The sequence below is a fragment of the Tropicimonas sediminicola genome (assembly GCF_900188335.1).
GTDB lineage: Bacteria > Pseudomonadota > Alphaproteobacteria > Rhodobacterales > Rhodobacteraceae > Tropicimonas > Tropicimonas sediminicola.
The window spans coordinates 383,102-404,917 of record NZ_FZOY01000004.1 but is presented as its reverse complement, the minus strand read 5'-3'; the positions used below and the strand labels follow the sequence as shown (position 1 = coordinate 404,917).

At 64.5% G+C, this 21,816-nt stretch carries 32 protein-coding genes; 25 read left to right on the top strand and 7 right to left on the bottom strand.

All coding sequences use genetic code 11. The annotated features are described in order from the left end of the window. Window positions 1–14 precede the first annotated feature (14 nt). From CHB86_RS13015 to CHB86_RS24635, 5 genes are all read right to left on the bottom strand, one after another. Complete coding sequence (locus tag CHB86_RS13015) at window positions 15–1,262, bottom strand: ABC transporter permease (RefSeq protein WP_089233592.1); 1,248 nt, start codon at window positions 1,260–1,262, stop codon at window positions 15–17. After that, window positions 1,262–1,981 (bottom strand): ABC transporter ATP-binding protein, encoded by a 720-nt coding sequence (locus tag CHB86_RS13010; RefSeq protein ID WP_089233476.1) that lies wholly within the window; start codon window positions 1,979–1,981, stop codon window positions 1,262–1,264. The genes CHB86_RS13015 and CHB86_RS13010 overlap by 1 nt, the downstream gene beginning before the upstream one ends. A 6-nt stretch (window positions 1,982–1,987) precedes the next feature. Further along, the gene (locus tag CHB86_RS13005) at window positions 1,988–2,578 is read right to left on the bottom strand and encodes a DUF2796 domain-containing protein (protein WP_089233475.1); all 591 of its coding nucleotides are present in this window, start codon (window positions 2,576–2,578) and stop codon (window positions 1,988–1,990) included. A gap of 92 nt (window positions 2,579–2,670) precedes the next feature. Further along, window positions 2,671–3,615, bottom strand: a complete 945-nt coding sequence (locus tag CHB86_RS13000; RefSeq protein ID WP_089233474.1) for an endonuclease/exonuclease/phosphatase family protein — start codon at window positions 3,613–3,615, stop codon at window positions 2,671–2,673. Between the two features lie 12 nt (window positions 3,616–3,627). Beyond that, window positions 3,628–3,780, bottom strand: a complete 153-nt coding sequence (locus tag CHB86_RS24635) for a hypothetical protein (RefSeq protein ID WP_176442865.1) — start codon at window positions 3,778–3,780, stop codon at window positions 3,628–3,630. Between the two features lie 241 nt (window positions 3,781–4,021). On the opposite strand from CHB86_RS24635, the gene CHB86_RS12995 reads away from it, so the two are divergent. The 16 genes from CHB86_RS12995 (at window position 4,022) to rplP (ending at window position 15,691) form a co-directional block, all read left to right on the top strand. Beyond that, a complete protein-coding gene (locus CHB86_RS12995) occupies window positions 4,022–4,960 on the top strand; it encodes a DMT family transporter (protein ID WP_089233473.1) in 939 nt (312 codons plus the stop codon). 226 nt (window positions 4,961–5,186) lie between these two features. Next, window positions 5,187–5,558 (top strand): 30S ribosomal protein S12, encoded by a 372-nt coding sequence (gene rpsL, locus CHB86_RS12990; RefSeq protein ID WP_008182915.1) that lies wholly within the window; start codon window positions 5,187–5,189, stop codon window positions 5,556–5,558. Window positions 5,559–5,570: 12 nt separating this feature from the next. Further along, window positions 5,571–6,041, top strand: coding sequence for a 30S ribosomal protein S7 (gene rpsG, locus CHB86_RS12985; protein ID WP_089233472.1), 471 nt, complete (start codon window positions 5,571–5,573; stop codon window positions 6,039–6,041). Between the two features lie 27 nt (window positions 6,042–6,068). Beyond that, window positions 6,069–8,192 carry an elongation factor G gene (gene fusA, locus CHB86_RS12980; RefSeq protein WP_089233471.1) on the top strand — a complete coding sequence of 708 codons (2,124 nt, stop codon included), beginning with the start codon at window positions 6,069–6,071 and terminating at the stop codon, window positions 8,190–8,192. A gap of 61 nt (window positions 8,193–8,253) precedes the next feature. Next, entirely contained in the window at window positions 8,254–9,429 is a 1,176-nt protein-coding gene (gene tuf / locus CHB86_RS12975; RefSeq protein ID WP_089233262.1) for an elongation factor Tu, read from the top strand. A 133-nt stretch (window positions 9,430–9,562) separates the two neighbouring features. After that, window positions 9,563–9,874 (top strand): 30S ribosomal protein S10, encoded by a 312-nt coding sequence (rpsJ, locus tag CHB86_RS12970; protein WP_068118569.1) that lies wholly within the window; start codon window positions 9,563–9,565, stop codon window positions 9,872–9,874. Window positions 9,875–9,889: 15 nt separating this feature from the next. Beyond that, entirely contained in the window at window positions 9,890–10,627 is a 738-nt protein-coding gene (gene rplC / locus CHB86_RS12965) for a 50S ribosomal protein L3 (protein ID WP_068118568.1), read from the top strand. Continuing rightward, a complete protein-coding gene (gene rplD, locus CHB86_RS12960) occupies window positions 10,624–11,244 on the top strand; it encodes a 50S ribosomal protein L4 (RefSeq protein ID WP_089233470.1) in 621 nt (206 codons plus the stop codon). The genes rplC and rplD overlap by 4 nt, the downstream gene beginning before the upstream one ends. Further along, window positions 11,241–11,537: a 50S ribosomal protein L23 gene (locus tag CHB86_RS12955; RefSeq protein WP_089233469.1), complete on the top strand. Its 297-nt coding sequence runs from the start codon at window positions 11,241–11,243 to the stop codon at window positions 11,535–11,537. The genes rplD and CHB86_RS12955 overlap by 4 nt, the downstream gene beginning before the upstream one ends. Window positions 11,538–11,734: 197 nt before the next feature. Continuing rightward, window positions 11,735–12,025, top strand: coding sequence for a hypothetical protein (locus tag CHB86_RS12950; RefSeq protein ID WP_141134892.1), 291 nt, complete (start codon window positions 11,735–11,737; stop codon window positions 12,023–12,025). A gap of 51 nt (window positions 12,026–12,076) precedes the next feature. Continuing rightward, window positions 12,077–12,700 carry a sulfotransferase gene (locus CHB86_RS12945; protein WP_089233467.1) on the top strand — a complete coding sequence of 208 codons (624 nt, stop codon included), beginning with the start codon at window positions 12,077–12,079 and terminating at the stop codon, window positions 12,698–12,700. A 316-nt stretch (window positions 12,701–13,016) separates the two neighbouring features. Then, window positions 13,017–13,859 (top strand): 50S ribosomal protein L2, encoded by an 843-nt coding sequence (gene rplB / locus CHB86_RS12940; protein WP_089233466.1) that lies wholly within the window; start codon window positions 13,017–13,019, stop codon window positions 13,857–13,859. Between the two features lie 3 nt (window positions 13,860–13,862). Next, window positions 13,863–14,141 (top strand): 30S ribosomal protein S19, encoded by a 279-nt coding sequence (rpsS, locus tag CHB86_RS12935; protein ID WP_089233465.1) that lies wholly within the window; start codon window positions 13,863–13,865, stop codon window positions 14,139–14,141. A 6-nt stretch (window positions 14,142–14,147) separates the two neighbouring features. After that, a complete protein-coding gene (gene rplV / locus CHB86_RS12930) occupies window positions 14,148–14,528 on the top strand; it encodes a 50S ribosomal protein L22 (RefSeq protein WP_089233464.1) in 381 nt (126 codons plus the stop codon). Then, window positions 14,528–15,265, top strand: coding sequence for a 30S ribosomal protein S3 (gene rpsC, locus CHB86_RS12925; protein WP_089233463.1), 738 nt, complete (start codon window positions 14,528–14,530; stop codon window positions 15,263–15,265). The genes rplV and rpsC overlap by 1 nt, the downstream gene beginning before the upstream one ends. A 12-nt stretch (window positions 15,266–15,277) precedes the next feature. Then, entirely contained in the window at window positions 15,278–15,691 is a 414-nt protein-coding gene (rplP, locus tag CHB86_RS12920; RefSeq protein ID WP_089233462.1) for a 50S ribosomal protein L16, read from the top strand. Window positions 15,692–15,770: 79 nt separating this feature from the next. Here rplP and CHB86_RS12915 read toward each other — a convergent pair whose 3' ends face one another. Beyond that, complete coding sequence (locus CHB86_RS12915; RefSeq protein ID WP_089233461.1) at window positions 15,771–16,214, bottom strand: hypothetical protein; 444 nt, start codon at window positions 16,212–16,214, stop codon at window positions 15,771–15,773. A gap of 168 nt (window positions 16,215–16,382) precedes the next feature. Between CHB86_RS12915 and CHB86_RS12910 the strand changes: the two genes are divergently transcribed. After that, entirely contained in the window at window positions 16,383–17,003 is a 621-nt protein-coding gene (locus CHB86_RS12910) for a 2OG-Fe(II) oxygenase family protein (protein WP_089233460.1), read from the top strand. Window positions 17,004–17,095: 92 nt separating this feature from the next. Here the strand turns inward: CHB86_RS12910 and CHB86_RS12905 are convergent, their stop codons facing one another. Next, window positions 17,096–18,532 (bottom strand): alanine/glycine:cation symporter family protein, encoded by a 1,437-nt coding sequence (locus CHB86_RS12905; protein ID WP_089233459.1) that lies wholly within the window; start codon window positions 18,530–18,532, stop codon window positions 17,096–17,098. A gap of 301 nt (window positions 18,533–18,833) precedes the next feature. Here CHB86_RS12905 and CHB86_RS12900 point away from each other — a divergent pair, with 301 nt between their 5' ends. The 8 genes from CHB86_RS12900 to rpsH all read left to right on the top strand — a co-directional run bounded on the left by CHB86_RS12900 (window position 18,834) and on the right by rpsH (window position 21,802). Further along, on the top strand, window positions 18,834–19,061 hold the full coding sequence (locus CHB86_RS12900; RefSeq protein WP_089233458.1) for a hypothetical protein: 228 nt from the start codon (window positions 18,834–18,836) through the stop codon (window positions 19,059–19,061). 261 nt (window positions 19,062–19,322) lie between these two features. Continuing rightward, entirely contained in the window at window positions 19,323–19,529 is a 207-nt protein-coding gene (rpmC, locus tag CHB86_RS12895) for a 50S ribosomal protein L29 (protein ID WP_089233457.1), read from the top strand. A gap of 4 nt (window positions 19,530–19,533) precedes the next feature. Further along, on the top strand, window positions 19,534–19,767 hold the full coding sequence (rpsQ, locus tag CHB86_RS12890; RefSeq protein ID WP_089233456.1) for a 30S ribosomal protein S17: 234 nt from the start codon (window positions 19,534–19,536) through the stop codon (window positions 19,765–19,767). Window positions 19,768–19,843: 76 nt separating this feature from the next. Beyond that, entirely contained in the window at window positions 19,844–20,212 is a 369-nt protein-coding gene (gene rplN / locus CHB86_RS12885; protein WP_005621870.1) for a 50S ribosomal protein L14, read from the top strand. Between the two features lies 1 nt (window position 20,213). After that, window positions 20,214–20,519, top strand: coding sequence for a 50S ribosomal protein L24 (gene rplX, locus CHB86_RS12880; protein ID WP_089233455.1), 306 nt, complete (start codon window positions 20,214–20,216; stop codon window positions 20,517–20,519). Further along, on the top strand, window positions 20,519–21,082 hold the full coding sequence (gene rplE / locus CHB86_RS12875; protein WP_089233454.1) for a 50S ribosomal protein L5: 564 nt from the start codon (window positions 20,519–20,521) through the stop codon (window positions 21,080–21,082). Before rplX ends, rplE begins: the two co-directional genes overlap by 1 nt. Window positions 21,083–21,094: 12 nt before the next feature. After that, window positions 21,095–21,400, top strand: a complete 306-nt coding sequence (gene rpsN / locus CHB86_RS12870) for a 30S ribosomal protein S14 (RefSeq protein ID WP_089233453.1) — start codon at window positions 21,095–21,097, stop codon at window positions 21,398–21,400. A gap of 12 nt (window positions 21,401–21,412) precedes the next feature. Then, a complete protein-coding gene (gene rpsH / locus CHB86_RS12865) occupies window positions 21,413–21,802 on the top strand; it encodes a 30S ribosomal protein S8 (RefSeq protein WP_089233452.1) in 390 nt (129 codons plus the stop codon). The last annotated feature ends 14 nt before the right edge of the window (window positions 21,803–21,816 follow it).

Here is a 21,816-nt window from a genome sequence, read left to right as displayed (position 1 = left end):
CTCCTCCTCCTCTCCTAGCTGCGGACGGTCATGCCATCGGCAAGTGAGATCCGGTAGGCCCGTATCGCCGGAATCGTCCCGACCAGCGTGCCGCCAATCACCACGGCAATCAGACCCGCGGTTTCGCGGCCGGTCAACGGGGCGATGGGCAGGTACAATCCGAATGCGGCATCGACATGGGGCCGTGCAATCCACAATCCCGTGTAGAGCAGGATGACGCCAAGCGCCGCCCCCGCGGTGGCCATCAGCGCGGCCTCCAGCGTGAGCATCCCGAGAATGGTGCGCGGCCGTGCCCCGACGGCGCGAAAGATCGCCATCTCGCGGCGTCGTTCGTTGAGGCCGGAAAAGATCATCGCCGTCATCCCCAGCAGCGCCGTGGCGACCACCATCGCGGAAACGCCCAGAAGCGCGGTTTCGGCGACGCCGACGATCTCCCAGAGTTCTTGCAACGCCACGCCCGGGATCACCGCCATCAGCGGCTCCTCGGGATATTCGTTGATCGCGCGCTGGAGCTTGAACACCTGCAGCGGCGAGCTGGTGCCGATCATCGCCGCGGTGATGGCCCTCGGAGACAGGTCGAGCTCCCGGACCTGCGCAGCCGAGATCGGGGTTCCGGAGCGCCCGCCGCCCTGCCAGTCCGCGTGGATCGCCTCGATCGCCTCGAGGCTGACGATCACCGTCCGGTCGACCGGCGTGCCGGTCTTCTCGAGGATGCCGGAGACGCGGAACGGCTTGTCGTCGTGGTCCGTGAAGGAGGCCAGCCCGTGCGCCACCACGATCTCCTGGCCGAGCCGGTAGCCCAGTTCGCGGGCCACATCGGCGCCGACGGCCGCGTCGAACAAGTCGGCCGGGCGCCCTCCTTCGGCAAAGCTCAGCGCCCGCCCGCCGCGATACTTGTAGCGATCGAAATAGTCCGTGGTCGTGCCCATCACCCGGAAGCCGCGGTGGCTGTCGCCGAGCGAGATCGGCACCGCCCAGTCGACTTCGGGCCGGCTGGCGAGGTCCTCGAAGCTCTCCCAGGTCACGTTGTTGGTGGCGTTGCCGATCCGGAAGACGGAGTAGAGCAGCAATTGCACGCCGCCGGTGCGGGCGCCGAGGATGAGGTCGGTGTCCGAGATCGTGTCGGCAAAGCTCGCCCGCGCGCCGGTTCGTACCTTCTCGACGCCGAGAAAGAGCGCCGTGGAAAGCGCGATGGCAAGAACGGTCAGCCCGACGGTCACCCGGCGGCTGATCAGCGAGCGGAGGGCAAGGCGGAGCAGGATCATGCGGCCTCGCTCCGGGTGACGGTGGCGATCTCTTCCAGTCGGACCGCGCGGTCGAAATGACCGGAAAGCCGGTCGTCATGACTCACCATGAGCAGGCTCGCGCCGGCGGCCCGAACCTGGTCGAACAGGAGATCGACAAAGGCCGCCTGCGCGCCTGCGTCGAGCGCGGAGGTCGGCTCGTCGGCCACGATCAGGGGGGGCTGCCCGATCAGCGCCCGCGCCACCGCGACGCGCTGCTGCTGGCCGACGCTGAGGTCCGCGGCAGTACCGTGCTCGATGAGTTCGCGCGGCAGGCCAAGCGTGTCGGTCAGGTGCAGCGCGGCCTCCCTCGGCGCGCCGCAGCGGGCCCGGCGCTCTGGCGCGAAGTGCAGGGGCAGCAGGATGTTGTCGAGCGGGCTGGCATAGGGCAGCAGGTTGAACATCTGGAAGATCACGCCGATCCGCTCGGCGCGGAACCTGTCGCGGGCGCCGCCGCGGAGCGCCCCAAGGTCAGTGCCATCGACCCGCACATGGCCCGCCGCCGGGCGGTTGATGCCGCAGATCAGGCTGAGCAGCGTGGTCTTGCCGCCGCCGCTCTCGCCCTGGAGAAACACTGCCTCCCCCCGGCGCAGCTCGAACCGTTCGACCGCCAGCGAGAACGGCCGCCGCCCGCCCCAGGCGAAACGGAGGTCGCGCAGGTCAATCGCGGTATCGACGGGGTCCCCGGTCTTGGTCACGGTGTCTCACAGCTTGCCGTCCAGTTGCAGCACCGGCTGGTCCCGGACCACCTCGGCGCCGAAGCCACCCTTGTCGGAAACCGCCTGAACCTCAAGCTCGCGCGCATTGGGGAAATGCCCGAAGTAGGGCAGGTCGATCCGGTCGAGCGCCTCGGGATTGGAGCAGGTGTAGATCGCGTGTGCATGGAACTCTGTGTGACCGGCGGCAGCTTCCTCGTGGTCGTCATGCTCGTCATGCTCGTCGTGCTCGAGCATTCCAGCTTCGTCCTCGTGCTCGTCGCTCATTGCGACCAGGATCGCTGTTGCCTCCTGAGGCTCGCATCCTGCCGCGTCCGATAAGGCGAGAATCGTCTCGGGTTTCGAAAGCATTTCGATGGCCGCGGCGACGGCCATTTTGTCTTCCTCCGAGGTCGCGGCGTGCTCAAAGCCGACGATATCTGCGCCGGGGGCGCGCAGTTCGAACTCCAGGATGTTGCCGGAACGGGCGAGGTCCAGGGTCCCGGCGCCATGCTCATGGGCGTCCAGCTGGCGCTGCTGGGCGATGGCGGTTGGCGCGGCGCAGATGAGCGCGCCGGCAATGAGCAAACGGAGGGGCATGAGGAATCGCTCCACGGCGGATGTGAAATGTTATCTCATAACAATAATGCCCGTGCGCGGCTGTCAACAGGGTGTCCGGCGGATCGGTGATGTCAGGCCCCGATCCCCTCGAGATCCACCATGATGGCGGCGTGGTCGCTGGCATGGGGACGGTGTTCGCCCACCCCATGCAGGCGCGGGCCGGGATAGGCGGTGGCCTCGCGGCCCATGCCTTCCCTCACGAGGCGGGGCATGGCGAGCGGGCAGGCGGCCGCCAGCGCCGGCGAGGCCAGCAGCGCGTCGGGCCGCGAATAGGTGCCGCGACGCGGCTCGTGATAGGACCAACGCTGCCCCCGCGGGCGGCGCTCCAGAAGGTCGATGGCGAAGTCGTCGAGCAGGGGCGCGGTCGCCTTTTCCGCCAGCGGCACCTGCGCGTCGGGCTCGTTGAGATCGCCAAGGATCATCCACATGGCGCGCTCGGGCCGAGCGAAGCGGTTCTCGATCAGGCGTCGCACCCCGAGCGCCTCAAGCCGGCGGGCCGGGCGGGTCGCGTCGGCGTCGGGGTAGGGGGCCTTGAAGTGGCAGAGGTAGAGGGTGATCCCGGGCAGATCGACCATCAGGCAGTCGCGGCAGAACAGCGGGCGATCCGGCGCCACGCCCTCCAGCGGCGCGAGTCCGAGGTCCGACGGGCGAAGGCCGGCGTGGCTTTGCAGGGCGCTGGGCGGCAGGCGGCTCAGAAGCGCGAGGTTGCGCCCCATGCCGTCGTTGCCGGGCAGGCAGATCCGGTGCGGATAGGGCCGGAGCCCGGTGCGCACGAGGAACCGCTCGTGGAAGTAGTCCAGCGTCTCCTGGTCATGCACCTCCTGAAGCGCCACGACATCGGCGTTCATGTCGTGGAGGACCGCCGCGGTCAGGCGCCGGTCCGCCTTGTCGAAGGCAGGCGCGTCCTCGTCGGTGTCCGTCGGCACGTCGCCGTCACGCGCTCCGTCGAGCGCCGCCTCGCCACCGGCCAGTTGCCGGAGGCGCAGGTTCTGCACGTTGAACGTGGCGATGCGCACCCGTCCGGCGGATCAGGCCGCCTCGGCGCATTGCTGCACCGAGAGGTCCTGAACCGGATCGTCCGGCCCGCATTCCTCGCCGGTGATCGGGTAGTGTTGCGTGTCCGTGCAGGCGAATCCAAGCACCGCGAGGCCAAGGATGGCGAGCAGAGTTCTGAGCTTCATGGGTCCCTCCATTGTCTCCCTCCCCGGAAGCCCCGGCGTCCCTGCTGGCAGGATGACATGACCGGGACGGGGCAGGTCAATACGCTCGTCGACAGGATACCGCCGATCGTGAACGTTGTTCTTTGACCCGCATCAACATGGCCCCGCCCGATGCCGCGAGGTCATTTCCCGCCTGCCGCGTTGACAAAGCCCGCGCGCTCCCGCATCGCGGGCTTGCATTTCTCCGAAAGGCGCCCATTCCATGTCTCCCAATTTCAAGGCCGCGGCGCTGATGGCGGCGTCCATGGCGTCCTTCACCATCAATGATGCGCTCATGAAGTCGGTGTCGGGGGACATGTCGATGTTCCAGGCGGTGTTCCTGCGGGGAATCGGTGGCTCGGTGATGATTCTCGTCGCCGCCGCCGTGACGGGGTCGCTGCGACTGCGGCTGCCGCGCCGCGACCGGGGGCTCGTGGTCTGGCGCACCCTGGCGGAGATCGCGGCGGCCTATTGCTTCATCACCGCGCTGTTCCACATGCCGATCGCCAATGCCACGGCGATCATGCAGGCCATGCCGCTCTCGGTGACGCTCGCGGCGGCGGCGTTTCTCGGCGAGCCGATCGGCTGGCGGCGGCTGCTGGCGATCCTCGTTGGGTTCGCCGGGGTCATGCTGATCGTCCGTCCCGGCGCAGAGGGTTTCACGATCTATTCGGTCTACGTGGTGGGAGCGGTGATCTTCGTCACGGCCCGGGATCTGACCGCGCGCATGGTCTCCATCGAGACCAGCTCGATGACGGTTGCGGTGGCTGCGTCCCTTGGTGTCATGGCCTTTGGCGGCCTTGGCCTTGTCTTTGGCCCGGACAGCTGGCGCCCGGTGCCGCCCGATGCCTGGCTGGCCCTCGGCGGGGCCTCGCTGATGATCACCTTCGCCTACCTGTTCTCGATCGCGACCATGCGAGCGGGGGATATCGCCTTCGTGGCGCCGTTCCGCTACACGTCGCTGCTCTGGGCGCTGCTGCTCGGCTGGCTGGTCTTCGGTGAATGGCCGGACGGGATGACCCTGATCGGCGCGGGGATCGTCGTGGCGACCGGCATCTTCACCTTCCACCGGGAGCGAAAACTGGCCGAGGATGCGGCCCGCGACGCAGCGCGGAGCCATATTTCCCAAGCGTCTGTTGACAAGGCTGGCGATTCTATCTAGAGCACGCCCACTCGGTCGCGGGGATTCCGTTTGACCGGACCTACAGAACTGAAGTGGTCAAGATCCGGGCCCCGGCCCCGATCCTCTGTAATCCCACCCGCGTCGTTTCCGCGTACGAGGAAACGCCAGCGGTTTTTCGCGCTTTGCGGACGCGTGAAGCGCGCGATTTGATGAACAAACCCTCGCGGCACGCGCGAGAAGAAGAAAGCTAGACTGGGGAACCGGAATGCCGACGATCCAACAGCTGATCCGCAAGCCGCGGCAGCCCAAAGTGAAACGATCCAAGTCGCAGCACCTCGAGAGCTGCCCGCAGAAGCGTGGGGTTTGCACCCGCGTCTACACCACCACTCCGAAGAAGCCGAACTCGGCCATGCGGAAGGTGGCCAAGGTTCGTCTGACCAACGGCTTCGAGGTGATCAGCTACATCCCCGGTGAAAGCCACAACCTGCAGGAGCACTCGGTGGTCCTCATCCGCGGCGGTCGTGTCAAAGACCTTCCGGGTGTCCGCTATCACATCCTGCGCGGTGTTCTGGATACCCAGGGCGTCAAGGACCGTAAGCAGCGTCGCTCGAAATACGGCGCCAAGCGTCCCAAGTAAGGAGAGACAGAGATGTCCCGTCGTCATGCTGCTGAAAAGCGCGAAGTGCTGCCCGACGCCAAATATGGCGACGTGGTGCTGACCAAGTTCATGAACAACCTGATGATCGACGGCAAGAAGTCGGTCGCCGAGCGGATCGTGTACAGCGCGCTCGACCGGGTCGAGAGCAAGCTGAAGCGCTCCCCGATCGAGGTGTTCACCGAGGCCCTCGACAACGTCAAGCCGTCGGTCGAAGTTCGTTCCCGCCGCGTTGGCGGTGCGACCTACCAGGTGCCCGTCGAGGTTCGGACCGAGCGCCGCGAGGCCCTCGCCATCCGTTGGCTCATCACCGCGGCCCGCGGCCGCAACGAGAACACGATGGAAGAGCGTCTGGCCGGCGAGCTGGTCGATGCCGTGAACTCGCGTGGCACTGCCGTGAAGAAGCGCGAAGACACCCACAAGATGGCCGACGCCAACAAGGCGTTCAGCCACTACCGTTGGTAATTCAAATCTACGCCTGAGGACCCCCCCATGGCCCGCGACTATCCTCTCGACCATTACCGAAACTTCGGCATCATGGCGCACATCGATGCCGGCAAGACCACGACGACCGAGCGTATCCTGTATTACACCGGAAAGTCTCACAAGATCGGCGAAGTTCATGACGGCGCCGCGACCATGGACTGGATGGAGCAGGAGCAGGAGCGGGGCATCACCATCACCTCGGCTGCGACCACGACCTTCTGGCGCTGGCAGGAAGATCCGACCGCCGAAGGCACGGACGACACCAAGTTCCGGTACAACATCATCGACACCCCCGGCCACGTCGACTTCACCATCGAGGTGGAGCGGTCGCTGGCCGTGCTCGACGGCGCCGTGGCGCTGCTCGACGGTAACGCCGGTGTCGAGCCGCAGACCGAGACCGTGTGGCGTCAGGCCGACCGGTACAAGGTTCCGCGTCTCGTGTTCGTCAACAAGATGGACAAGATCGGCGCCGACTTCTTCAACTGCGTGAAGATGATCAAGGACCGCACCGGCGCGACCCCCGTTCCGGTGAACTTCCCGATCGGCTCCGAGGACAAGCTCGAGGGCATCGTCGACCTGATCACCATGGAAGAGTGGGTGTGGCAGGGTGAAGACCTGGGCGCCTCCTGGGTGCGTCAGCCGATCCGTGACGATCTGAAGGACCTCGCCGACGAATGGCGCGGCCACCTGATCGAGCACGCGGTCGAGATGGACGACACGGCGATGGAAGCCTACCTCGAAGGCGAAGAGCCCGACGTGCCGACCCTGCGCTCGCTGGTTCGCAAGGGCTGCCTGTCGATGTCCTTCGTGCCGGTCCTCGGTGGTTCCGCGTTCAAGAACAAGGGTGTCCAGCCGCTGCTGAACGCCGTGATCGACTACCTGCCGAGCCCGCTCGACGTGGTCGACTACATGGGCTTCAAGCCGGGCGACGAGACGGAAACCCGGAACATCGCCCGCCGCGCAGACGACAACATGCCGTTCGCCGGCCTGGCGTTCAAGATCATGAACGACCCGTTCGTCGGTTCGCTGACCTTCACCCGGATCTACTCCGGCGTGATGAAAAAGGGCGACTCGATCCTGAACTCCACCAAGGGCAAGAAAGAGCGCATCGGTCGTATGATGATGATGCACTCCAACAACCGCGAGGAGATCGAGGAAGCCTTCGCCGGCGACATCATCGCGCTCGCGGGCCTGAAGGAGACCACCACCGGTGACACGCTCTGCGCCGTCGCCGACCCTGTCGTGCTCGAAACCATGACCTTCCCCGACCCGGTCATCGAGATCGCGGTCGAGCCGAAGACCAAGAACGACCAGGAGAAGATGTCCCAGGGTCTGGCCCGTCTGGCCGCCGAGGACCCGTCCTTCCGCGTCGAGACCGACCTCGAGTCCGGTCAGACTATCATGAAGGGCATGGGCGAACTTCACCTCGACATTCTGGTCGACCGGCTGAAGCGGGAGTTCAAGGTCGAGGCGAACATCGGTGCGCCGCAGGTGGCCTATCGCGAGACCATCTCGAAGCAGATCGAGCACTCCTACACCCACAAGAAGCAGTCGGGTGGTTCGGGTCAGTTCGCCGAGGTCAAGCTGGTCATTACCCCAACCGAGCCGGGCGAGGGCTACTCCTTCGAGAGCAAGATCGTCGGTGGTGCGGTGCCGAAGGAATACATCCCCGGCGTCGAGAAGGGTATCAAGTCGGTTATGGACTCCGGTCCGCTTGCCGGCTTCCCGGTGATCGACTTCAAGGTCGCGCTGATCGACGGTAAGTTCCACGACGTGGACTCCAGCGTTCTCGCGTTCGAGATCGCCGCTCGCATGGGCATGCGCGAAGGCATGAAGAAGGCCGGAGCCAAGCTGCTCGAGCCGATCATGAAGGTCGAGGTGATCACGCCGGAGGAATACACCGGTGGCATCATCGGTGACCTGACCTCCCGTCGTGGCCAGGTGACCGGCCAGGAGCCGCGCGGCAACGCGGTGGCGATCAACGCCTTCGTGCCGCTGGCCAACATGTTCGGCTACATCAACACGCTGCGCTCCATGTCCTCGGGCCGCGCGCAGTTCACGATGCAGTTCGATCACTACGATCCGGTGCCGCAGAACATCTCGGACGAGATCCAGGCCAAGTACGCCTAAGAGCAAATCGGGATTTGGGGGCGGCGTCGAAACCGCCCCCGCACAGAACAAGGAGGCCATCATGGCAAAGGAAAAGTTTCAGCGTAACAAACCGCATGTGAACGTCGGCACGATCGGTCACGTTGACCACGGCAAGACGACGCTGACGGCTGCGATCACGAAATACTTCGGCGACTTCAAGGCCTACGACCAGATCGACGGCGCGCCGGAAGAGAAGGCCCGCGGCATCACGATCTCGACGGCGCACGTCGAGTACGAATCCGACGCGCGTCACTACGCGCACGTCGACTGCCCCGGCCACGCGGACTACGTGAAGAACATGATCACCGGTGCCGCCCAGATGGACGGCGCGATCCTGGTGTGTTCGGCCGCCGACGGCCCGATGCCGCAGACCCGCGAGCACATCCTGCTGGCCCGCCAGGTCGGCGTGCCTGCGCTGGTGGTGTACATGAACAAGGTCGACCAGGTCGATGACGAGGAGCTGCTGGAGCTCGTCGAGATGGAGATCCGCGAGCTGCTCTCCTCCTACGACTTCCCGGGCGACGACATCCCGATCATCAAGGGCTCGGCCCTGGCCGCGATGGAAGGCAACAACCCGGAGATCGGCGAGAACTCGATCCGCGAGCTGATCGCCGCGGTCGACGAGTACATCCCGACCCCGGACCGTCCGGTCGACCAGCCGTTCCTGATGCCGATCGAGGACGTGTTCTCGATCTCCGGCCGCGGCACGGTCGTGACCGGCCGTGTGGAGCGCGGCGTGATCAACGTGGGCGACGAGATCGAGATCGTCGGCATCCGCGACACCAAGAAGACGACCTGCACCGGCGTCGAGATGTTCCGCAAGCTGCTGGACCGCGGTGAAGCCGGCGACAACATCGGCGCGCTGCTGCGCGGCGTCGACCGTGAAGGCGTCGAGCGTGGCCAGGTTCTCTGCAAGCCGGGCTCGGTGACCCCGCACACCAAGTTCGAGGCCGAGGCCTACATCCTGACCAAGGAAGAGGGTGGCCGTCACACGCCGTTCTTCGCCAACTACCGCCCGCAGTTCTACTTCCGTACGACGGACGTGACCGGGACGGTGACGCTGGCCGAAGGCACCGAGATGGTGATGCCGGGCGACAACGTGTCGTTCACCGTGGAGCTGATCGCCCCGATCGCGATGGAAGAGAAGCTCCGCTTCGCCATCCGCGAAGGCGGCCGCACCGTCGGCGCCGGCGTCGTCTCCAAGATCATCGAGTAATCACTCTCGAGATCGGAATTTCGGGGTGGGCCGAAAGGCCTGCCCCACCCTCATTGAACGGGTTCGATGTGGGGTGCGGAATGAGCCGCATTCCACCTCTCAACTCCAATGCCGAGAACAAGGCTGACTGACAATGCAAAGCCAGAACATCCGCATTCGGCTGAAGGCGTTTGACTATCGTGTGCTGGACGCCAGCACGCAGGAGATCGTCAACACCGCCAAGCGGACGGGCGCCCAGGTGCGTGGCCCGATCCCGCTGCCGAACAAGATCGAGAAGTTCACGGTCCTCCGTGGACCGCACATCGACAAGAAGTCGCGCGACCAGTGGGAGATCCGTACCCACAAGCGTCTGCTCGACATCGTCGACCCGACCCCGCAGACCGTGGACGCGCTGATGAAGCTCGACCTCGCCGCCGGCGTCGACGTCGAAATCAAGCTTAACTAAGGGGGCATGAATCAGATGCGCTCTGGAGTTATTGCCAAGAAGGTGGGCATGACCCGCCTGTTCCTGGAGGACGGGAAGCAGGTTCCCGTGACCGTCCTTCAACTCGACAACCTGCAGGTCGTCGACCAGCGCACCGTCGAGCGGGATGGCTACACCGCCGTTCAGCTCGGTGCCGGTTCGGCCAAGGCCAAGCGGACCTCCCAGGCCATGCGCGGCCACTTCGCCGCCGCCAACGTTGCGCCCAAGCGCAAGGTGGCCGAGTTCCGCGTGGACCCGGAGAACCTGATCGAGGTCGGCGCCGAGATCTCTGCCGAGCACTACGTTGCCGGCCAGAAGGTCGACGTGTCGGGCACCTCGATCGGTAAGGGTTTCGCCGGTGCCATGAAGCGCCACAACTTCGGCGGTCTGCGCGCCTCGCACGGTGTGTCGATCTCCCACCGTTCGCACGGTTCCACCGGTCAGTGTCAGGACCCGGGCCGCGTGTTCAAGGGCAAGAAGATGGCCGGTCACATGGGTGCTGCCCGTGTCACCACCCAGAACCTGGAAGTCGTTCGCATCGACGCCGACCGTGGCCTGATCATGGTCAAGGGCGCCGTGCCGGGCTCCAAGGGTGGCTGGGTCACCATCAAGGACGCCGTGAAGAAGAAGCTGCCCGAAGGCGTGCCGTTCCCGGCCGCGATCAAGGCCGCTGAAGCCGCCGCCGTCGCCGAAGCTCCGGCTGAAGCGCCTGCTGAAGGGGGTGCGGAAGAATGAAACTTGATGTGATCAAGCTCGACGGCGGGGCCGCCGGCGACGTGGAACTGGCCGAGGACATCTTCGGCCTGGAGCCGCGTGCCGACATCCTGCACCGCGTGGTCCGCTGGCAGCGCAACAAGGCGCAGGCCGGCACCCACAAGGTCAAGACCCGCTCGGAAACCAGCTACTCGACCAAGAAGATCTACCGCCAGAAGGGCACCGGTGGCGCTCGCCACGGCGACCGCAACGCGCCGATCTTCCGCAAGGGTGGTATCTACAAGGGCCCGACCCCGCGCAGCCATGCCCACGACCTTCCCAAGAAGGTCCGCAAGCTCGGCCTGAAGCTCGCGCTGTCCTCCAAGGTGGCGTCCGGCAACCTCGTTGTCCTGGACTCGGCCGCGATGGACGAAGCCAAGACCAAGATCCTTGCCAAGCAGGTCAAGGAGCTGGGCTGGAAGCGTGCGCTGATCATCGACGGCGCCGAGGTGAACGAGAACTTCGCTCGTGCCGCGGCCAACATCGAAGGTCTGGACGTGCTGCCCTCGATCGGCGCCAATGTCATGGACATCCTGAAGCGTGACACCCTGGTGATCACGAAGGCGGGTGTCGAAGCACTGGAGGCTCGCCTGAAATGAGCGTCAAAGCCGAATACTACGACGTGATCCGCAAGCCCATCATCACCGAGAAGGCCACCATGGCCTCCGAGGCGAATGCGGTGGTCTTCGAGGTCGCCATCGACGCCAACAAGCCCCAGATCAAGGAGGCCGTCGAAGGTCTGTTTGGTGTGAAGGTGAAGGCCGTGAACACGACCGTCACCAAGGGCAAGGTCAAGCGTTTCCGCGGTCAGCCCGGCAAGCGCAAGGACGTCAAGAAAGCCTACGTGACCCTCGAAGAGGGCAACACGATCGACGTGTCCACCGGCCTCTGAGGCTCCGGACAGGATCGAAGAAAGAAGGCCCCTGCCACCGCGGGGGCCTTTTTCGTTTTCGGTGGCTCGGAAGGAAGGGGAAATGCCCGGAATTTTGAGCCCGTCCTGCCGTGGAATGTGCTGCCTTCGGGGTGGTCGGCCCCTGTCTTCATGCTAGGCTTCTCCTGCGCGGCTCTCGCACAGGAAAGGACACGAAGGTGAAACCTAATCGCTTCATGATCAGCGCCTTGCTCGTCGGCGCCCTGCTCGCCGGGTGTACCCCCACGACGCCACCGGACAAGAACGGCGGCACGGAACAGCTCCGCTCTTCCATGACCAGAGCCCTCCGGAATGCCGATGTGCCGGACGCCTGTATCGCGATCATGTCCCGGCAGACGCTCGTCGAGGTGAAGGCCATCACCGACCAGAGCGCACGGTCAAGCATCGGGATCCTGCAGCAGCGGCAGCAGATCCAGACGGCAGCACGCAGGGATTGCGGCGACTTCTGAGGGCCGGCCCGACCCTGCGGACGCAGCCAATACGATAGGGAAAGAGCGAAGATGGACGGTGAGGACGAGCTCCGCGTCAAGGCATGCACCATGCGGCTTTTCGAGGACGTTGCCTCCCAGGAGGCGCCTCAGCGGACGTTCCACATTTTCGGTGTCAACCGAGGCGGCACGACCGCTGTCGCCGGAGTTCTGTCTGGTCTCGGCATCCCCCTGGGGACGGAGACAGGCACCAATCTCGAGGACAGGGACTTCCGCCTTAAGCGCGGACTCGGGGCGATCGTCGAGACGGTGGCGCGCCGAAACGAGGCATTCGACGTCTGGGGATGGAAGCACCCGCATTCCAACGGCTACATCGAGGATCTGCTTCCGCATCTCAGGAATGTCCGGTTCATCGTCACGACCCGGGACCTTGGGGCGAATGCCCTCGGCATGTATGCCCGGGGCGACGAGAACGCGGTCATGTCGCTGCGCGCGTCGATGAAGCAGACCCGGCGGAACCTGAATTTCGTTCTGGAGCACAAGCGTCCGACGCTGATCGTGAGCTACGAGAAACTGCTCCTGCGGACGGAGCAGACCGTGTCCGAGATCGCGCGGTTCTGCGGGGTCGAGATGACCGCCGATCACATGCGCAAGATCAACGAGTTCGTTCAGCCGGGGCGCTACAAGACGGACTGACCCCGGAGCGGCAAGGCACCGGTGGCCAGTGTTCCGGCCGGTATCCGGCCATCGCCGGCGGCGCCGTCGCCCGCCTGAACCGTTTGACTGGCGTTTCCTCTTGTTTTGTAGGCCGATCAAGGGTGGGAATCGCTTGACCGCCCGTCGCCGCTCCCATAAGAGAGCCCATCCGCCGAGCCCCGGATTCGTCCGGGGCTTTGGCTTTGTTCGCAAGAACGGATAGCCGGGGACCTCTGCCGAGGGCCCTATACCCAGGCCGAAAGGCCCACACATAGCGGGGCGACAAGCCCTGCAAAGCTAACGGAAGACAGAAAGCATGGCACTCAAGTCGTACAAGCCGACGACGCCGGGCCAGCGCGGGCTGGTGCTGATCGACCGTTCGGAGCTGTGGAAAGGACGCCCCGTCAAGTCCCTCACCGAGGGTTTGACCAAGAAGGGCGGCCGGAACAACACCGGACGTATCACCGCACGACGCCGCGGTGGCGGGGCGAAACGCCTCTACCGGATCGTCGATTTCAAGCGCAACAAGGTCGACGTGGCGGCCACCGTCGAGCGGATCGAATACGACCCGAACCGGACCGCCTTCATCGCGCTGGTGAAATACGAAGATGGCGAGCAGGCCTACATCCTGGCCCCGCAGCGCCTCGCTGTTGGCGACAAGGTCGTCGCCGGCTCCAAGGTCGACGTGAAGCCGGGTAACGCGATGCCGTTCTCGGGCATGCCGATCGGCACGATCGTCCACAACATCGAGATGAAGCCCGGCAAGGGCGGCCAGATCGCACGCGCCGCGGGCACCTACGCCCAGTTCGTCGGCCGTGACGGCGGCTATGCACAGATCCGCCTGTCCTCGGGCGAACTGCGCATGGTGCGTCAGGAGTGCATGGCCACCGTCGGTGCCGTCTCGAACCCGGACAACTCGAACCAGAACTTCGGCAAGGCCGGTCGGACCCGTCACCAGGGCAAGCGCCCCGCCGTCCGCGGCGTCGTGATGAACCCGATCGATCACCCCCATGGTGGTGGTGAAGGCCGGACGTCCGGTGGTCGCCACCCGGTTACCCCCTGGGGCAAGCCGACCAAGGGTGCGCGTACCCGCAACAAGAACAAGGCGTCGCAGAAGCTCATCCTGCGCTCGCGTCACGCCAAGAAGAAGGGCCGCTAACACATGTCGCGTTCCGTTTGGAAAGGCCCCTTCGTCGACAGCTATGTCCTGAAGAAGGCCGAGAAAGCCCGCGAGTCCGGTCGCAACGAGGTCATCAAGATCTGGTCGCGCCGCTCCACCATCCTGCCGCAATTCGTTGGTCTGACCTTCGGTGTCTACAACGGCCAGAAGCACATTCCGGTCGCCGTTTCCGAAGACATGATCGGCCAGAAGTTCGGCGAATATGCTCCGACCCGGACCTACTACGGTCACGCGGCGGACAAGAAAGCCAAGAGGAAGTAATTCGCCATGGGCAAGGACAAGAATCCCCGCCGCGTGGCGGACAACGAGGCGATGGCCAAGGTGCGCATGCTGCGGACCTCTCCTCAGAAACTGAACCTGGTTGCGGCGATGATCCGCGGCAAGAAGGTCGAGAAGGCCCTCACGGACCTGACCTTCTCCAAGCGCCGGATCGCCGAGGACGTGAAGAAGTGCCTTCAGTCCGCGATCGCCAACGCCGAGAACAACCACAACCTGGACGTCGATGAGCTGATCGTCGCGGAGGCCTATGTGGGCAAGAACCTGACCATGAAGCGCGGTCGCCCGCGTGCCCGTGGCCGGTACGGACGGATCATGAAGCCGTTCTCCGAGCTCACCATCAAGGTCCGCCAGGTCGAGGAGCAAGCCTAATGGGTCATAAAGTCAATCCGATCGGCATGCGTCTGCAGGTGAACCGCACCTGGGACAGCCGCTGGTACGCCGACACCAAGGACTATGGTGATCTCCTGCTCGAAGACATCGCGATCCGCGAGTACATCGAGAAGGAATGCAAGCAGGCCGGTGTGTCCAAGGTGATCATCGAGCGGCCGCACAAGAAGTGCCGCGTCACCATCCACACCGCCCGTCCGGGTGTCATCATTGGCAAGAAGGGCGCCGACATCGAGGTGCTTCGCAAGAAGCTGGCCGCGATGACGGATTCCGAGCTGCACCTCAACATCGTCGAGGTCCGCAAGCCGGAGCTGGACGCTGCGCTGGTCGGCGAGTCCATCGCCCAGCAGCTGGAGCGCCGGGTGTCGTTCCGTCGCGCCATGAAGCGCGCGGTGCAGAACGCCATGCGCATGGGTGCCCTGGGCATCCGGGTGAACGTCGCGGGCCGCCTCGGCGGCGCCGAGATCGCCCGGACCGAGTGGTATCGCGAGGGCCGGGTGCCGCTGCACACGCTGCGCGCCGACATCGACTACGCCCACGCCGAAGCCACCACGCCCTATGGCATCATCGGCATCAAGGTCTGGATCTTCAAAGGCGAGATCATGGAGCACGACCCGTCGGCTCGTGATCGCCGCGCCCAGGAGCTCCAGGATGGCCCCGCGCCCCGTGGCGCAGGTGGCGGCCGTCGCGAGCGCGGCGACCGTGACCGTGACCGGTAAGGAGTAAACGAGATGCTGCAACCGAAGCGCACGAAATTCCGCAAGCTCCACAAGGGCCGGATCAAGGGCGAAGCCAAGGGTGGGTTCGATCTCGCCTTCGGCCACTACGGCCTCAAGGCCACCCAGCCCGAGCGGGTCACCGCTCGTCAGATCGAAGCCGCCCGTCGGGCCATGACGCGTCACATGAAGCGTCAGGGCCGCGTCTGGATCCGGATCTTCCCGGATACCCCGGTGACCTCCAAGCCCACCGAAGTCCGGATGGGTAAGGGTAAGGGTTCGGTCGACTACTGGGCCGCCAAGGTCAAGCCGGGCCGGGTGATGTTCGAGATCGACGGCGTCAGCGAAGACGTGGCAAAGGAGGCCCTGCGCCTCGCCGCGATGAAGCTGCCGATCAAGACCCGCGTGGTTGTCCGCGAGGACTGGTGATCTTTGGGGTAAAACCCAAGGATACAATGGATAACGGAGCCCCCGCTCATGACAGCGGGGGCTTTTTTCATTGCTGGCGTCACTTGCCTTGCAACCTGTAGTCCAGCGGCGGCCAGTCGCGACCTGACAGCCACGCCGACAGCTCATCGCGGAACCTGTCGTCGTGGACTCCATTGCCGGGGCGCCACCACCAGTGAACATCCGCCGCGTCTTCTCCGGAAATCGACGGATAGACATAGAGACAGCCGAGATAGGTGCCGTCGGCATCTTCGATGATCCAGGCGAAGCTGCGGCGATTCCGAAACTCTGTCTGATGCCATGCGAGATCCGTCAGGTTCTCTTCCAGGGTCAGTCCTTCCGGCCAGGTCATCGATGGGTTTGCAGCCTTGATGTCTGCGGCGCTCTCCATGACCGCACAATAGTCTCTCACCAAGTCGTCGACGCTCAGCGCCTTCAACCGGAATATTCCGAGAGCATGGATGCGCGGAATTTCCCTGTCGCGGAAATGCGGGTGCGGTTTCATCCAGAATACTCCTTGCCGGTCGGATGTCCCAACCATGATCGGCGAAACCGAGGCCCGATCAAGACACGCCATCCCTATCCGCCTGTGACGGGGAAATACGGGACAGATGTTTTCTTTGACGCCGGTTCCTTCTATTGCGGGTCCGACATGTTTCCAACGGAGCCCGTCATGCCGCAGATCGAGTCGCTCTTCGTCACCCGCCTGTACCGCGCCGCACTCTCCGAGTTCGGGCCCGCAATCGACCCTGCCGAACTGGAGAACTCCTGTCTGGTGATTGCCGAAGACGACGAGGCGGGCCAGGAATGGTGTGAGCAGAACGGCTATCCGGGCTACACGTCCTATGCCTCGCTCACCGATCTGCCCTGGCGGTTCCCGATCTTCGGCAATCTCGTCGAGGCGCTTGACGCCCATGTCGCCGCCTTTGCCGAGGATCTGGAGTTCGATCTCGACGGCCGGGCACTCAAGCTCGAGGATCTCTGGATCAACATCCTTCCCGAAGGCGGGATGCACGCCTCGCACATCCATCCGCACAGCGTGATCAGCGGTACGACCTATGTCTCGATGCCCCAGGGCACGAGCGCGCTGAAGCTGGAGGATCCGCGCTCGGCGCGGATGATGGCCGCGCCGGCCCGGAAGAAGGGTGCGCGGCGCGAGATGCAGGGGTTCATCTACGTGGCGCCCGAGGTCGGCGACGTGCTGCTCTGGGAGAGCTGGCTGCGCCACGAGGTGCCGATGAACATGGCCGAGGACGAACGCATCAGCGTGAGCTTTAACTACGCCTGGGCCTGACGCCCGCGGAAACGGCCCGCCCCGATCGATCAGGGCGGGCCTTGCTCATTCCCGGCAGCGATGCGGGCAGCCGGTCAGGGTGCCGCGTGTGCTCAGTCCGAGCTGTCCGGCTTGGCCGTCCAGGCGGTGCGGTCGAGGTCGAGATCCGGGAAGTTGTCCGGGTTGAACACGGGCCGCACGACGCCCTCCGACAGCTGCTGACGGAAGTCCCGCAGGATCCGCAGGCAGGTCGGCAGCAGCATCATGATCACCACGAGGTTCACCACCGCGAGGATCCCCATCATCGGGTCGGAGAAGAAGAACACCGAGGTGGCGCGCGGCGCGGTGGCGCCGAGGAAGACGATGCCGATCACGACGATCCGCAGGGCGTTCTCCGCCATCGGGTGCTTGGTGATCACCGTCAGGGCGTTCTCACCGAGGTAGTAGTTGTAGATGATGGAGCTGAAGGCGAAGAGCAGGATCATGAACGACAGCAGGTATTGCGACCAGTCCCCGAGGTGGGAGACCAGCGATTGCTGGGTCAGCGCGATCCCGTCGATCCCTTCGGCGCCCGGCACGTAGACATCGCCCAGCAGGATGATGAAGGCGGTGCAGGAGCAGATGAAGATCGTGTCGATGAAGACGGAGAAGGACTGCGTGATGCCCTGACTGATCGGGTGACGCACGTCCGCCGTGGCGGCGACGTTGGGGGCCGAGCCGAGACCGGCCTCGTTGGAGAAGAGCCCGCGGCGCAGGCCCTGCGCGATGGCCGCGCCCATGCCGCCACCCACCGCTTCCTGGAGGCCGAAGGCGTTCGCGACGATCGAGACGAGCACGCCGGGCACCGCGGTGATGTTCATCAGGATGACGATCAGCGCCATCAGGATGTAGCCGACCGCCATGATCGGCACCACGACGTCCGCGGCCTTGGCGATCCGGTGGATGCCGCCAAAGACGATGAAGCCGGCGACCACGGCCAGCAGGGCGCCGGTAATCGTCCGGTTGATGCCGAGGCTGTCCTGAACGGCGCCGGCGACCGTGTTGCCCTGGAAGGCGTTGAACCCGAGCGCGAAGGAGGCGATCAGGCAGACCGCATAGAGCACGGCAAGCCAGCGGAAGTGTTCACCGAGCCCGTGCAGGATCGACCGGGCCGGGCCGCCGCGGAACATGCCGTCGGGCTGCCGGCGCTTGTAGAGCTGCGCCAGCGAGCATTCGACGAGGCTAGTCGCCATGCCGACGATGGCGATCGCCCACATCCAGAACACCGCGCCGGGGCCGCCGAGCGTGATGGCCACGGCGACGCCTGCGATATTGCCGCCACCGACGCGGCCGCCGACCGAGATCAGCAGCGCCTCGCGGGCCGAGATCGCATTCGGGTCGCCCGACTGGTTCTTGGATGACAGGACGCGGAACATGCGCTTGAAAAAACGAAACTGGACGAAATCGGTCAGTAAGGTGATGAAGACACCGAAGACCACGAGGAGCGGGATCAACGCCCAGCCCCAGGTGAGATCTCCGATCAGGCCGAACAGGCTTTCCAGTGCGCCCATGGCATGTCCCTCTCTGTTTTTACTGTTGCGTAATCGTTCCAGCGTAGCCCGCCGCTTGCCGCTGGGTCACGAGAAATGATTGGATTAACGGAATTATCTCCATTCTGCTGAATGCCGAGCCGGGGGTGGGGGCCGGCGCGGCATTGCGCGGCGGTTCGTGATGTCCGGCGTTCGGTTGCGTTGACGGCCTTGCCGATCCTGCAAGGCGGCAATGCCGGCGCGCCTCTGGCTCGTCCATTCCCCATGTCCTATCAGGTCAGGCAGGGGGAGACGCAATCTGCCCATATCCGGAGGTGAAAGCATGCTCCTTCAATCCACGGCCTCTGCCGAAGCAGAGAGCGAAGCCCGGCTTCGCGTCGTGCGGTATTTCTCCGATGTCTGTTCCGAACTGGTGCCCGCCGCGGTGCGGGATCAGCATCTCGCCCAGGTGCGGGAGCTGGAGGCCAAGAGCGACGATGAACTCGCCGCGATGGGCCTGCTGCGCGAAGACATCGTAGACCACGTCTTCCAGGAAGCCCACTACGTTTGACCCCGCACCGGCGGGCTCTGTGGCGCCGCTCCGGCGCTCCAACCGATTCGTGCCGCGACACCTCCAGGCCGCGCTGATCCAGGGCGAATTTCCGCCCGAATGGTACGGATAGAGGGGCGGTTGTGCCAAATGCGGCCTTTTCGCCAGACAGGCCTTGCTTTGCAGGGCTTGCAGGCGTAAAGGGGCCGCTCATCTTCGAACTCCGCTGGAATCAGGGTGACCCTGCAAGGGGCCTGCCGGCGATGTGGAAAGGAAAAGGCGATGAACGCCAAGGAACTTCGGGATCAGACTCCGGACCAGCTCCGGGAAAAGCTGATCGACCTCAAGAAAGAAGCCTTCAACCTGCGTTTCCAGCAGGCCACCGGCGCCATGGAGAACACCGCGCGCATGCGTGAGGTTCGCCGCAACGTGGCCCGCGTGAAAACCGTACTGAACGAAAAGGCGGCCGCTGCCGCATCGGAGGCCTGAGCCCATGCCCAAGCGTATCCTGCAAGGCACCGTCACCAGCGACCAGAACGAGCAGACCGTCACCGTCCTCGTCGAGCGCCGCTACAAGCACCCGCTTCTGCACAAGACCGTGCGGAGCTCCAAGAAGTATCGGGCCCACGACCCGAAGAACGAGTTCAAGGTTGGCGACACCGTCCGCATCCAGGAATGTGCGCCGATTTCGAAGACCAAGCGCTGGGAGGTGGTGACGGCCGTCTGAGGCCAAGCCACACCTGGTTTGAACGAAACCCTGGGGGGAACAACGAGAACACCCTCCACAGGTCGGGAGTAACCCCATGATCCAGATGCAGACCAATCTGGATGTCGCTGACAACTCCGGCGCCCGCCGGGTTCAGTGCATCAAGGTCCTCGGCGGATCCAAGCGGAAATATGCTTCCGTGGGCGACATCATCGTGGTGTCGGTCAAGGAAGCCATCCCGCGTGGCCGCGTGAAGAAGGGCGACGTCCGCAAGGCTGTCGTCGTGCGGACCGCCAAGGAAGTGCGTCGCGAGGACGGCACCGCCATCCGCTTCGATCGCAACGCCGCCGTCATCCTCAACAACAACAACGAGCCGGTCGGCACCCGTATCTTCGGGCCGGTAGTTCGTGAGCTGCGCGCGAAGAACTTCATGAAGATCATCTCGCTCGCCCCGGAGGTGCTGTAAGATGGCTGCCAAACTTCGCAAGGGTGACAAGGTCGTCGTGCTTGCCGGCAAAGACAAGGGCAAGACCGGTCAGATCGAATCCGTCGATCCGAAATCCGGAAAGGCCGTCGTCGGCGGTATCAACATCGCCATCCGTCACACCCGCCAGACCCAGAACAGCCAGGGCGGCCGCATTGCCAAGGCGATGCCGATCGACCTGAGCAACCTGGCCATCGTCGATGGCAAAGGCAAACCGACCCGCGTCGGCTTCCGCGAGGAAGATGGCAAGAAGGTGCGTTTCGCCAAGACCACGGGAGACGCGATCTGATGCTCGACACTGCTGATTACACCCCGCGCCTCAAGAGCCACTACCGCGACGTGATCCGGGCGGCCCTGAAGGAAGAGTTCGCCTACAAGAACGACATGCAGATCCCGCGTCTGGAAAAGGTCGTTCTGAACATCGGCGCCGGCACCGAAGCCGTGAAGGACTCCAAGAAGGCCAAGTCGGCCGCGGACGACCTCACCGCCATCGCCGGCCAGCAGGCCGTCGTGACCAAGGCGAAGAAGTCCATCGCGACCTTCCGTGTCCGCGAGGGCATGCCGCTTGGTGCCAAGGTGACCCTCCGTGGTGACCGGATGTACGAATTCCTCGATCGCCTGATCACCATCGCTCTGCCCCGCGTCCGCGACTTCCGCGGCGTGTCCGGCAAGTCCTTCGATGGCCGTGGCAACTACGCCATGGGACTCAAGGAACACATCGTCTTCCCCGAGATCGATTTCGACAAGGTCGACGAGGCATGGGGGCTGGACATCGTTATCTGCACCACCGCGCCGACCGACGCGGAAGCCAAGGCGCTGTTGAAGCATTTCAACATGCCGTTCAACAGCTGAGGAACTCGACCGATGGCTAAAAAATCCATGATCGAACGCGAGAAGAAGCGCCAGAAGCTGGTCGAGCAATATGCCGCCAAGCGTGCCGCGCTGAAAGAGATCGCGAATGACGAAGAGCGCCCGATGGAAGAGCGGTTCAAGGCCCGGCTGAAGCTGGCCAAGCTGCCCCGCAACTCCTCGGCCACGCGCCTGCACAACCGTTGCCAGGTCTCGGGTCGTCCGAAGGCTTACTACCGTAAGCTGAAGATGAGCCGGATCGCGCTGCGGGACCTCGCCTCCCAGGGCCAGATCCCCGGCATGGTCAAATCGAGCTGGTAAGGAGGAATTGAAATGAACGATCCTCTTGGTGATATGCTGACCCGCATCCGCAACGCCCAGATGCGCGGCAAGTCCACCGTCCGCACGCCGGCCTCCAAGCTTCGCGCCTGGGTTCTCGACGTGCTGGCCGACGAGGGCTACATCCGCGGCTGGGAAAAGGTCGAGGATGCCGAGCACCCCGAAATCGAAATCAGCCTCAAGTACTTTGACGGCACCCCGGTCATCCGCGAACTGAAGCGGGTCTCCAAGCCGGGCCGCCGCGTGTACATGAGCGTGAACGACATTCCCTCCGTCCGTCAGGGCCTGGGTGTCTCCATCGTCTCCACGTCCAAGGGCGTGATGTCGGATGCAGCGGCTCGCTCCAACAATGTTGGTGGCGAAGTTCTCTGCACCGTCTTCTAAGGAGGGCCTGATCT